We start from the raw sequence: 11,942 nt of genomic DNA, 5'->3' as shown, positions 1-11,942 counted from the left end.
CGGCGCAAACAGTGACATCACATCGCTTACCGGCTTAACAACCGACTTAAGCGTAGCGCAAGGAGGTACAGGTCTTTCGTCGCCGGGAACGTCGGGTAATGTATTAACGTCAAATGGTGCTGCGTGGGTGAGCCAAGCGCCCGCAAGCAGAGTCACTTCAGTGACCGCTTCCGTCCCGCTTTATTCAAGCGGCGGTGCTACACCGAATATTGTTTTGGGTACTGTCACGGTGGCGAATGGCGGCACCGGCGCCGACACTATCGCAGCTGCCCGAACCAATCTTGGTTTGGGAACTATGGCGACACAAAATAGTAATGCGGTTTCAATAACCGGCGGAAGTATTTCTGGAGTTACCGGGGTTGTTACGAGCGTCAGCGGTTCCGGAGGAACAACTGGCTTAACATTAACCGGCGGCCCGATTACTACTTCCGGAACGCTCACCTTAGGCGGCACACTCGCTGTGGCAAATGGCGGCACCGGCGCTTCAACTGCGGCAACTGCTCGCGCAAATCTTGGCGCGGCGGCGTCCGGCGCAAACAGTGACATCACACGCATCACCGGACTCAATATTCCGCTTTCGACAACACAGGGCGGCACCGGCCTTACCGCGCTTCCTCTAGGTAGCGTGTTGATGGGTAATGGTACAGGACAGGTACTATCTATTGCCCCAGGGCCTTCAGGAAGCGTGCTGACATCAAACGGAACAAGCTGGGAAAGTCAAGCACCAGCTGCATTGCAGGGCAATTTCGGGGGTATGTATTCACAGTATTTTAACGGAGTAGATTGTAATGGTGGGGTGGCCAGTGGCGTCCCGAATCCGTTTCCAAATCCGGATCCGGAGGGGTACGGCTGTCCATCGGGCTTCACCGCCCTACCGCTTTCCTGCGCTTTTGGAGATGCTGGCAATCGCGGTGGTACACTGTTTACGTATTGTTATAGGTTATAGATAGCGGATGTGTTTGTGTTGTGTTTAGCAATAGTAGCAGTTGGTGTGGTTATACGATGGCCTACGCCATTTGTATGTAGTATTGCAAAAAAGAAGACCGTCGGTTATGGTAAAAATATAAAACTATGAGCACGCTCAACAAAGCATTGCTGGGAGTCGTCGCGCTGTTGATTTTGGTCGGCGTCGGATTGCTTATTCAGAAAAACACAGGCGGCGGGTCGTATTATGCTGTGTTAATGAACGGTGGCGAGATGTATTTCGGCACATTGCACCGTTTTCCGGAGTTGGCGCTGGTGAATGTGTACGCATTGCAGAAGAATGAAGGCAACACGCAAACGCCGTTTACGCTTGCGAAATTTGGGGATGCGTTTTGGGGTCCGAAAGATGTGATGCGCCTCAATCGCGACAATGTGCTTTGGATGTCGGAATTGAAAGACGACAGCGCTGTCGTGAAGTATATTGAAAGCAAGAACGCGGCAAAATAGGGCTGTGTACGAGATAGATCTGGGTTTGCGGTGCGCATCCGCGTCATGTATTGACGAAGCGGCGTGCTTCTGCTAAATTATTATAAACATGGAAGATATGGAAGATAGAAAGGAATATGAGCTTGCATTCGTTGCGGCCGGGGAAGACGCGGCGCCCGCGGTGGATCAGCTTATCGCGAAGCACGGCGGCGCCATAACAGGAAGGGGACCCTTGGCGGCATTGAAGCTCGCGTACCAGATAAAAAAGCATACCACCGGTTTTTTTGGTTATGTGTGGTTTTCGGCGTTGCCGGCGAACGTGAAACAGCTGCACGATGAGTTGGCGGTTGAGAAAAGCGTACTGCGTTTCTTGATTGTGACGCCACCGGTCAAGGTAACGGTGCGGGAGAGCCGTCCGCCGATGCGAGAACATGGAGCGACCACAAAACCGAGCGAAGCGAAGACTCAGGAAAAACCAGTTGAAGCTCCGAAGATGCCCATGGCACCCGTGCCGGAGGTGTTGAGTAATGAGTTATTGGAGAAGAAGCTGGAAGAGATACTAAAGTAATCGCGAATAATGCAAATTGATTTCAACATAATGCGAATAAACTCGGGGACATATTAGCGTTATTTGCCCCCATTCGCATTATTAGCGAACACTCCTATGAATTTAAATAAAGCACTCATCGCCGGCAGATTAACCGCCGATCCACAGCTCCGGTCTACGACCTCGGGGCAGCCGGTCGCCACATTTTCCGTTGCGACCAACAGCGTGTGGACCGACAAGGCGGGCGCGAAGCAAGAGGCGGTTGAGTTTCATAATATTGTGGTGTGGGGGAAGCAGGCCGAGACCGCAAGCAAGTTCTTGACCAAGGGCGCTTTGGTGCTCGTTGAGGGGCGGTTGCAAACGCGGAGCTGGGACGACAAAACCGGGGTGAAGCGCAAAACCACAGAAATTGTCGCCGAGCGGATCCAGTTCGGTCCTCGTGCCGGCGGAATGTCCGGTGGCGCGCCGCGCGCAAGCGCTCCGGCGATGGAGGCATCGGCGCAAGTTGCTCCTGCCCCAGAACTTCCCGTGATTGAGGTCGAGGATGAGGTAAAGGCGGAGGACCTACCCTTTTAGGAGTAATCACGAATAATGCGAATCTGCTTCAAAATAACGCGAATCGCATTCGTCGCCACAAAAAGTTATTAGCATTATTTGCCCCCATTCGCATTATTAGCGAACACTCACATGAATAACTGTTTTTTCTGCTCGCAAAACTACGAAGAGATTGATTACAAAGACGCGACGCTCTTGCGCCGTTTTACGTCCGGTCAGGCAAAGGTGATTGACCCGCGCTACACGCGCACCTGCGCGAAACATCAGCGTCAGCTTTCCAACGCCATCAAACGCGCGCGCATTTTGGCGCTGCTGCCGTTTGTTAGGAGATAACAATTGACATGTGACAATTGACAGAACGGCGGCCGCGCTCGCCCGGTCAAATGTCAATGGTCAAATGTCAAATGTTGCCATGCCCCTTGACCTCACTCTTTTCCGCTTCTTGAACTCTCTCGCCGGAGCGAGCAAGCTTCTTGACTTCATCGTCGTATTTTTTGCCACATACGCGCCCTATCTCGTCGCGTTAACTATCGGGGCAATGGTGCTATGTGAGCGCGACTGGAGAAAGCGCGCGTATGACGTTGCCGTCGTAGCGCTTTCGCTGCTCTTCGCGCGCGGACTCGTGACGGAAATCATACGGTTTTTTTATAACCGCCCGCGTCCATTTGTCGCATTAACGGATGTTGTGACGCTTATTGCTAAAAATCCGGCCGAGCCGGCGTTTCCCTCCGGTCACGCGACGTTCTTTTTTGCATTTGTCGCTGCCTACTACTTGTTGGGCAAACACCGCGGTTGGGGGCATGTACTGCTTGCGACAACGATTCTCATGGCAATCGCGCGGGTGATTGCGGGCGTGCATTACCCACTGGATGTCCTCTTCGGAGCAGCGATCGGCGTCGGGAGTGCATACGCCGCGAAGGCAATGCTGCCTCGCCCGCGGAGCGCCGTGCCGGAAACCGGTCAATCGCAATAAAAAGAGCGGATTTGACACTTGTTCGGTTCTCCTATATATTCATTACTAACATATGAGACAGTGTGAAATGTGCGGGAAGGGGTCGCGGATGGGAGGCACGAGAGTCCTCTTGCGCGGTCACTACAACCCGACCAACAAAACAAGAAAGCATCCGAATTTGCAGCAAACCCGTAATACCGAAGGGTTGCGTGTTTTGGCGTGCACGTCATGCATCCGCACGATGGCAAAGAACACGAAAGCGAAAGTTGCAGCGCCTGTGGCTGTTGTTGCGGCGAAGTAATAAAAGCTGAATAATGAGGACATTCGAGGGTTCGCAAGAGCCCTTTTGTAATTTTAAGAGAACGTATACACTGTATACGAGTAGTGTAAAGGAGATAAATCCAACCGTCGCTGTCTTAGCGGGTTTCACCCGCCGAAGCCAGCTATGGCTGGCGAAGGCGGGCCGTGGTATAACGGCAGTACACAAGGCTGGGGGTCTTGTAGACAGGGTTCGATTCCCTGCGGCCCGACAGAATGGAGGGATGCGGAAGCGAACGGGAAAGGGGTCGGGAAAACGGGAGTTTTCCCGTGGCGGAAGTGGACCCTATCGCAATTCTTGCTCTCGGCGCGTTGCGCTCCACGCACGTGAGCACAAGAAGCGACGACGAGGTTGTATTCATGTGAATACGCCGAGGAGGAGCGACGCCGTGAGTCGCGCGCGTGGTGCGCAACCCTACGGGAAGCTGCATCTTGCCGCGCATCGCGGCGTTGCTTGTTGCTTATGTATCCCAGGGGATACATTGCGCTCCTCGCGCCTTGCGCTGCACGAGCAATTTGCGGCTTCGCGCCAGAGATAAGAATTGCGATAGGGTCCAAACCGCTGGGTTCCCAGGAGCGCGCAAGCGCGACGTGAGATTCCCTGCGGCCCGACGAACGCGCGTAAAAAGTTTGACTTTATTCCCGCGACGTATTATACTGTTTGCAGTCCTTAACGTTAGCTGTAGTACGAAAGGAGGTGGCGTTTGGCCATCATCTGGTTTGTGGTGAAAGACACCGGAGGCACGAATGGGGCGATCCCGGTCGTGTGTGAGCTCCGCAAGATGGGACACGTGGTTACGGTGATCGCGAATACGAACTGCGACGGTGTTCCGGGCAGGGACTGCAAGGGAATCGCCGAGCTCGTGAAGGCAGACATGGCGTTTGTCAAGGCGAGTTCGGCCGAGGGGTTGCTTGAGCAGTTCACGCTTCCCGACGCGGTTGTGACGGACACGTCCACGGGTGGTGGCGTGGGACGGGACCTCATTCCCTTGCTTCCGTCATCGTGTGTGACATTCGCTCTCCAGGATTACTGGGGCGGGTGCCTCATAAACGATTGGGCGGACCCAGAATATCGGCCATCCTACATCATCGTCGGCGACACCATCGGCGCGGAAACCGTCCGCAAAGCGTGGCCGGAATTCAATCCGGAACGCATCGGCGTGACGGGCTATCCGGCGTTGGACAAGTATGCGGATCCGGGTGCCATCCTCGCGGAAGCGGAACGGTTCAACACACATTTCCAGCTCGGATTCGTTCCAACGGTCTTCTACGCCGGCTCAACCCTCAACGGCCAATGCCTCATGGAACTCGTGAAGGCCATCGAAACAACGGGGCGGAGGGTGAATCTCATCGTTCGTCCGCATCCGCGGATGATCGAGGAGGAACCCAACGAGCTTCCGGTGTGGGGTATGGCGGTGGCGCGTCTCCTGTCCGATCGGAAAAGCAAAGTCATCACAACAAACCACGAAGGATGGAGCACTCCTTCGCTCATCGCGGCGGCGGATGTCACAATTTCTGCGTACTCCACGTGTCTCCTGGAAGCCGCGGCGCTTCTGAAGCAAAACATCACACTCTGGACTCCGGAAGTCCGCGCTGCCTTCATGAGCAAGGCGCGCGGGTTCGGTGGGGTTTTGAACGAATTTCCACTCGTGACCCTCGGCTGTACGGTGAAAGCGGAGAGCGTGCAGGAGCTTGGCGGACTTTTGCGAATGAGCTTCGCGGATCAACTAGACCTCCGCGCTGCGCAGAAACGGCACTACCCGAACGACGGCAAGAACGCGTTTCGTGCGGCGGAGTTCATCCACACGCGGATTAGCAGGTAAGACCGGAAGCGACGAAAGGAGAGATGACCGGATGATCTACGTTATCGGTTCCTTGTTCAATGTCGAGGATTGGGCAGAACTGCAACTACGGGACTTCACCGTTCATGAGGTCGTCGTGAAACTCAAAGACGCGGAGCGGGAGAAGGTTCTTGCGTCATGTTGCGCGGCGACTGATGCGGAGGTTCTTTCGGAGCTGAGGCGTCGGTACAACGTCAATGTCGTGATCCCCGGCGACACGATGGATCCCGAGCTTCGGTCGCCGGAGGATGCCATCGTCGTCGTGAAGCAAGACGTCAACTACTCCATAGGAAAGCGCGGCTTCGCGATGGTGCCGTTGGATATTCGGCTCTACGCGCGGAGGAAGTGAAATGAAGCGATCGGGCCCGGTGCGGATATTCCGCATCGGGCCTGTTTCTTTTTGTCATTGAAAAACTGCAAAAATTATATTACAATGAGAGTGAATTTGTGCTCCTAATCGCTGTACCCTAACCACTAAACGCTATTCAATGTCCGATAACGTCCAAGAAATCAAAAGCCGCCTTGATATCGCCGAGGTCTTACGCGCTTACATCAAGCTTATTCCCGCGGGTAAAAATCTGAAGGCGCTTTGCCCGTTTCATAAGGAAAAGTCGCCGTCGTTTATGGTTTCTCCGGACCGCGGGTCATGGCATTGTTTCGGATGTGGCGAGGGCGGCGATATGTTCAAGTTCGTGATGAAGTACGAGAATATTGAGTTCTTTGAAGCGATGAAGCTTTTGGCGGAGAAGGCCGGCGTAACGGTTGCGGCGGGGGCTGCTCAAGGCGGTGCGTACCGCGAACTTTATGATGCCAACCGCGCCGCGAAAGATTTTTTTGTGGCACAGCTCGTGGCTGCCGTGCCCTCGGCGCACCAAGGAATTGCTCGGGAGTATTTAGTGAAGCGCGGCCTCACCGCGGAGACGATCCGCGAATTTGAAATCGGGCTTGCGCCGGCAATCTCCGACGGGTTATTCCGCGCATTGACCGGCGCGCGGTACGCGGTTCCGGAAATTGAGCGCGCTGGACTTGTTATTAAAAGCGAGCGAGGTACCTACTGGGACCGTTTCCGCGGGCGTGTGATGTTTCCGTTGTACAATAATTTCGGAAAAGTCGTGGGATTTACAGGTAGGGTACTGCCGTCCGAAATCGCGCAGACCGGCTTTGAGGCGGCAAAATACGTGAACAGTCCGGAAACGCCGATTTTTAATAAATCAAAAATACTCTACGGTTTTCATAAATCAAAATCCGCGATCCGTGACACCAAAACCGCGATTGTTGTTGAGGGGCAGATGGATTTTCTGATGCTGTGGCAGGATGGCATTAAAAACGTGATTGCCTCATCCGGCACCGCCCTTACGATGGAACACCTGATTGCGCTTCGCCGCATCGCTGAAACGCTGGTGTTGAGCTTTGACGCCGACGACGCGGGGCTTGCCGCCGCGGAGCGAAGCATTGACCTTGCCCAGTCGGCGGACTTTAACGTCAAAATTCTCACCATTAAAGGATATAAAGACCCGGCGGAAGTAGTGCAGGGAGCGCCGGGAAAAATGGCGGAGTTTGTTACAAAGGCATTGCCGGCGATGCGCTACTATTTTGACCGCTACGTGCATCCGGGCGCCCCGGTTGCTGATCAAAAAAAGAGCGTGCGGGTAGTGTTGGGGAAAATCAAACAGATTGCGAGTCCGATTGAGCGCCTGCATTGGGTCCGCGAGCTCGGTGTTCTCTCGGGGTTGACCGAGCGGGCGTTAACCGAAGAAATGGACGCGCTAAAGGTTCCTGAGCAAGTAGTGCAAAAGGCGAAAAACGATGAGTTGCAAGCGCCCGAGGCCCCGCAAAGCGGGGCCGAGCGGCAGGATCCGCAAACGCGCAGCGAGCTTGTCGGGGAGCGGATGTTGAGTTTGGTGTGCGCGTACCCGGCACTTCGCGCGAAAGTGCTCGCGGCGGAGAAAGATTTTGCGCCTACTGACGTGGAGCTGCTTCACGCGATGACTGATGAGGGGATAGGAACGGTGTCGCCGGAGCTCCAGGCGCGTGCCGATCTTATCAGCTTGCGCTCGGGGTTGTTTGTGGGCGAGAACATCGCGCCGGAAGAAGAGCTGAAGCGCCTGATGCGCGAGTTGCATATGGAGGCGTTGAAGAAACGGCAGACAGAGTTAAAGCAAGTGATTGCAAGGTGTGAGGCGAGCGGTGATGAGGCATGTGTGGCTGCCGCCTTAAAGGAAATTGACAGCGTCGCAAAAGACCTGCATACTATCTAGCAAGAACCTATCTCAAACATATCCCCCAGCCGCGTTCGTCGCGATTTGCTCACTCCCGCAAGGCTTGGCCGACAAGCTGTAGCCCCAGCGCTACAGCGACCGAGGCGTAACGCAGCGGGATGAGCAAATCGCACGAACCCGGAGGGATGCAGCCAATTGCGCTCTCTACGGCGTCGCAATTTCCTCGGAGTATCGCAGAGGATACACCTTCGGAAGCTGCTCCTAGTATAGAGCGCAATTGGCAAGCATCGCGGCGGGAGCTATGTTTGAGATAAGTTCCGTGCCTCTATTTATGAAGCCCCGTAAACACAAAAAGTCCTCTCATCGTAAAGCCGTAAAAAAGACGGTACGGCGCCACGTGGTAAAGAAAGCAAAAAAACACGTTTCAAAAAAGCGCGCCACAAAGCACGGCAAAGCCCATGTTTCGCCCGCAAAAAAATTCGCAAAGCCCGCAAAGAAGTTGACTAAAGCCGAGACCAAGCATGCGATCAACGAAAAGCATCTTGATGAACTGATTGAGCGCGGCCGCGGCAGGGGATTTGTAACGGATTCCGAAGTGCTTTCGTATTTTCCGCATATTGAGGAAGAGGTTACATTTTTAGAAGAAGTGTATGACCGGCTGGATAAGGCCGGCATGAAGGTGGTGGAAACAAGTCAGCTCATTGAATTGCCGAAAGAAGAAGTGAGCATCAAGGAGCTTGAGGAGGCGACAAGTTTTTCCGGCGAACTTCCGGATGCCGTGCAGATGTATTTGAAGGAAATCGGCAAGACGCCGCTCTTGACCACCGAAGATGAGCGCGAGCTTGCGAAGCGCGTGGAAAAAGGCGATGAAGAAGCGCGGAAACGTTTTATTCAGGCAAACCTGCGCTTGGTGGTGTCCATCGCAAAGCGCTACGTGAACCGCTCGCCAAATTTGAGCATTCTTGATTTGGTACAGGAAGGGAACATTGGCCTATCGCGCGCGGTGATAAAGTTTGACTACCGGCGCGGTTTTAAGTTTTCAACCTACGCCACATGGTGGATCCGGCAGGCAATTACCCGTGCCTTAGCCGACCAGTCGCGCACTATCCGAATCCCTGTGCACATGGTGGAGGTCATTTCCAAATACACGCAGGCAAAGCGGCGGTTGCTGCAGGAGCTTGGCCGCGAACCGCTGGCGGAAGAAATCGCCATTGAAATGAATATGCCGGTGGAAAAAATCCACCACATCCAAAAAATCTCGCAGGATGTCATTTCGTTGGAATCGCCCGTGGGCGACAGCGACGAGGACTCCACGCTTTCCGAGTTTATTCCTGACGAGCGCAATCCTTCGCCGTCACAAACCGCCTCGCAGGCATTGTTGCGCGAAAAAATAAAAGAAATCTTAAACGATCTCGCTCCTCGCGAGCAGTCCATTTTAAAAATGCGTTTTGGACTTGAGGATGGTGTCACGCACACATTGGAGGAAGTGGGCAAGGAATTTGGCGTCACGCGAGAGCGTATCCGTCAGATTGAGGCGAAGTCATTGGGACGCATCAAAAAGCACGATAAGGCGCATACTATCGAAGGATATTAAAGAGGTGGATAGCTTCATTAGGACTTAAGCGGCGCAGCAATGCGCCGCTTTGGCGTTGCTCGCAAAAGCCCGATGTGGGCAGCATGGAGGGTGGAGGGTGTCATTCCCGCGAAGGCGGGAATCCAGAGCTTTTAAAATTGACTTATTACTGGATTCCCGCCTTCGCGGGAATGACAGAAAAGCGTGGAGCGCGTAGGTCTTATAGATATTAGTTATTGGAAATTTAGTACGAATGTAGACATATTTGCCCCATCTCGGCGCTCACTGGTAAATTGACGCTCGGTATGCTATACTAGGTTGTATGGGTACGAACCTCAAAAAGGCCTTATTTTCCTTATGTTATACGGCCTTTTTGCTCAATTTAAGCATTTCCAGGGTTTCTGCGGCCGAGAGCGGCAGCGGTAGCGCGCTTAGCGTCTCCGAAACCCGCATTGAACGGGAAAGCGGGGAAGAAATACGCAGTTTGGGGGTGGAAACGACGGGTATTTTGCCGTCCAACCCTTTTTATTTCTTCAAAGAATGGGGCCGCGGTATCCGCAAGGCCCTGTCTTTTAATACCTTGAGCCGCGCCGAGCTCCAGCTTGATATCGCCAACGAGCAGGCGGCGGAGATTGTGAAACTGCAGGAGCTGGATATCAAAAATCCGGACGCGTATAGCCGCGCGGTTGCAAGTTACGATCAGAGTGTTGTTCTTGCCGAGGCGCGCATCGCGGCATTAAAAGGCATGACGGCGCCGACCGATCGCTTTGTTCTGACCGTCATTGACCGCGCATTGCGGCATTCGGACATTTTAGACGCGTTATACGCGCGCATCGCGGCGGATGATGCCGAGGCGTCGGTACTCGCGCAATTGTTTACGGCGCGGACGGATATCGTTAAAACCGTTGCCGCCGTCGCTGATGTCGTCGGTAATAATGATCGCGCGGTTGCGTATACCAACACCGTCATCGGCAGAATGACCAGAAAGTGGCACGAGCTCAAAGCGGTGGAGTTTATCAATCGTTGGGAAAATATCGCTCCGCAAAGTTTGCGGGACGGGCTTGTGGTGTTGAAGGCGAATCTGATGTTGCAGCTCTCCGGACGACTTCTCGGCGCGTCGCTGGAAGATTTTGAAGGGAAAGATGAATCAAGGGGTGATGCGCTGGCACAGCTGCCGGGGGCGCCGCTGGAGCGGTTGCGTTCGCTTGACGCCTTGCGTGAATCTGTCGCGGATTCCGATATAAAAAATTACGCGAATCTTGTCCGGTCAAAACTGTTTGACGTTATTCGTAGCGGGAATCTTGCGCAACGCGCCGATGCAGAGACGTTGCTGAAACAAGCGGCGGCGGTGCTCGCCTCAATTGACGCGTTTACGGGTGTGAAGGGGCGTATCATTGTTCCGGAGGCCGCGAAAGCGACGACGCGCGCCAAGTTTACGTATGATGGAGCCGTGAAGTTTTTTGACGAGGGCTCGTTCGCGGCCGCGTACGCGCAAGGTTCGGCCGCGCTAGGCACCGCGGAAAGTGTATATGCGAATTTTCTTTTGGGAAGCGGCGACGTTGCCGGTGACGTTCGGGCGTTAAAGCAGGATTTTGATGGCTTGGGAGCCACGGTGCGCGCGGCGGGAGCGACCAAAGAGGGGAGGACGGAACTTTTTACGGCGCTCGGCAACGCGGAACGCGCCATCGCGAAAGTCGCGGATTTGGTGAATGCGAATGCTTCAGCTGAGCGCGTTGTTGACGCGATCCGGCTTGCGAAGCGTCTTATTGGCGCCGCGTCGCAGTTGACGGAAACGCGGAGCGCCGTAAGTGTTGGCGAGGCGGAGTCGGCATTCGGTTCTGCCGCGGAAGCGCCGGCCGTGGTTCAGATGAATGATAAGCAGTTTGTTCCCGCGGTTGTGAAGATTAAAAAAGGAGGCGCGGTGATGTGGGTTAATCGTGACGCGGACACGCATTGGATTATTGCCTCGTCGGAGAAGGGTCGCGAAGCGCTTGATGGTTTTGATTCGCGGCGCGGTATCGCAACCGGTGAAACGTATAGTTTTATATTTAAGAGCCGCGGCACGTGGAAATACATTGATAAGTTGCATCCGGAGATGACGGGGGTAGTGGATGTGGAGTAGGGCACTCAAGTGAATAGTGAATAGTGAAAAGTTTTGGTATCCGCCCCGCTTTGCGGGGCGGGCTTATTTTCAAGGTTGGTTTGGGATTTACTTGTGATTTTGGGTTTTTCGCTTTATATTTTTATTATGCAATCAAACGAGATACGGAAAAAGTTTTTAGAGTTCTTTAGGGGCAAGGGCCACGCAGTCGTGCCCTCATCTTCGTTGCGGCCCGATGATCCGTCGGTGCTGTTGACCACCGCCGGCATGCAGCAATTTAAGCGCTACTACACCGGAGAGTTGGATCCGGTGAAGGATTTTGGCAGTCGCCGCGCGACGAGCGCGCAGAAATGTTTTCGCACCTCGGATATTGAAGAAGTGGGGGACGCGACGCACCTCACGTTTTTTGAAATGCTCGGCAATTTT

The 11,942-nt window shown here is 54.2% G+C and carries 13 protein-coding genes and 1 tRNA gene; all 14 read left to right on the top strand.

Going from position 1 to position 11,942, the window contains the following annotated elements:
• On the top strand, positions 1–946 hold a 946-nt coding region (locus tag Q7R85_04820; GenBank protein ID MDO8585404.1), incomplete at its 5' end, for a hypothetical protein.
• A 125-nt stretch (positions 947–1,071) separates the two neighbouring features.
• Positions 1,072–1,431, top strand: coding sequence for a hypothetical protein (locus Q7R85_04815; protein ID MDO8585403.1), 360 nt, complete (start codon positions 1,072–1,074; stop codon positions 1,429–1,431).
• A gap of 88 nt (positions 1,432–1,519) precedes the next feature.
• Positions 1,520–1,978: a 30S ribosomal protein S6 gene (locus Q7R85_04810; GenBank protein ID MDO8585402.1), complete on the top strand. Its 459-nt coding sequence runs from the start codon at positions 1,520–1,522 to the stop codon at positions 1,976–1,978.
• Between the two features lie 96 nt (positions 1,979–2,074).
• On the top strand, positions 2,075–2,533 hold the full coding sequence (gene ssb / locus Q7R85_04805; protein ID MDO8585401.1) for a single-stranded DNA-binding protein: 459 nt from the start codon (positions 2,075–2,077) through the stop codon (positions 2,531–2,533).
• 111 nt (positions 2,534–2,644) lie between these two features.
• Positions 2,645–2,845, top strand: a complete 201-nt coding sequence (rpsR, locus tag Q7R85_04800) for a 30S ribosomal protein S18 (GenBank protein ID MDO8585400.1) — start codon at positions 2,645–2,647, stop codon at positions 2,843–2,845.
• Between the two features lie 10 nt (positions 2,846–2,855).
• Entirely contained in the window at positions 2,856–3,485 is a 630-nt protein-coding gene (locus tag Q7R85_04795; GenBank protein ID MDO8585399.1) for a phosphatase PAP2 family protein, read from the top strand.
• A 52-nt stretch (positions 3,486–3,537) separates the two neighbouring features.
• On the top strand, positions 3,538–3,765 hold the full coding sequence (locus tag Q7R85_04790) for a L28 family ribosomal protein (GenBank protein ID MDO8585398.1): 228 nt from the start codon (positions 3,538–3,540) through the stop codon (positions 3,763–3,765).
• Between the two features lie 158 nt (positions 3,766–3,923).
• A tRNA-Pro gene (locus Q7R85_04785) sits at positions 3,924–3,994 on the top strand.
• Between the two features lie 492 nt (positions 3,995–4,486).
• Positions 4,487–5,605: a hypothetical protein gene (locus Q7R85_04780; protein MDO8585397.1), complete on the top strand. Its 1,119-nt coding sequence runs from the start codon at positions 4,487–4,489 to the stop codon at positions 5,603–5,605.
• A gap of 31 nt (positions 5,606–5,636) precedes the next feature.
• Positions 5,637–5,972, top strand: coding sequence for a hypothetical protein (locus Q7R85_04775; protein MDO8585396.1), 336 nt, complete (start codon positions 5,637–5,639; stop codon positions 5,970–5,972).
• A gap of 139 nt (positions 5,973–6,111) precedes the next feature.
• Entirely contained in the window at positions 6,112–7,881 is a 1,770-nt protein-coding gene (gene dnaG, locus Q7R85_04770) for a DNA primase (protein ID MDO8585395.1), read from the top strand.
• Between the two features lie 292 nt (positions 7,882–8,173).
• Positions 8,174–9,436 (top strand): sigma-70 family RNA polymerase sigma factor, encoded by a 1,263-nt coding sequence (locus tag Q7R85_04765; protein MDO8585394.1) that lies wholly within the window; start codon positions 8,174–8,176, stop codon positions 9,434–9,436.
• 352 nt (positions 9,437–9,788) lie between these two features.
• Entirely contained in the window at positions 9,789–11,537 is a 1,749-nt protein-coding gene (locus tag Q7R85_04760) for a DUF5667 domain-containing protein (protein ID MDO8585393.1), read from the top strand.
• Between the two features lie 126 nt (positions 11,538–11,663).
• On the top strand, positions 11,664–11,942 hold a 279-nt coding region (locus tag Q7R85_04755; protein ID MDO8585392.1), incomplete at its 3' end, for an alanine--tRNA ligase-related protein.

Source organism: bacterium (assembly GCA_030649055.1).
GTDB lineage: Bacteria > Patescibacteriota > Minisyncoccia > UBA6257 > JAUSGH01 > JAUSGH01.
Note: the sequence above shows the minus strand (reverse complement) of the source record. Positions and strands in the feature narration are given on the sequence as shown.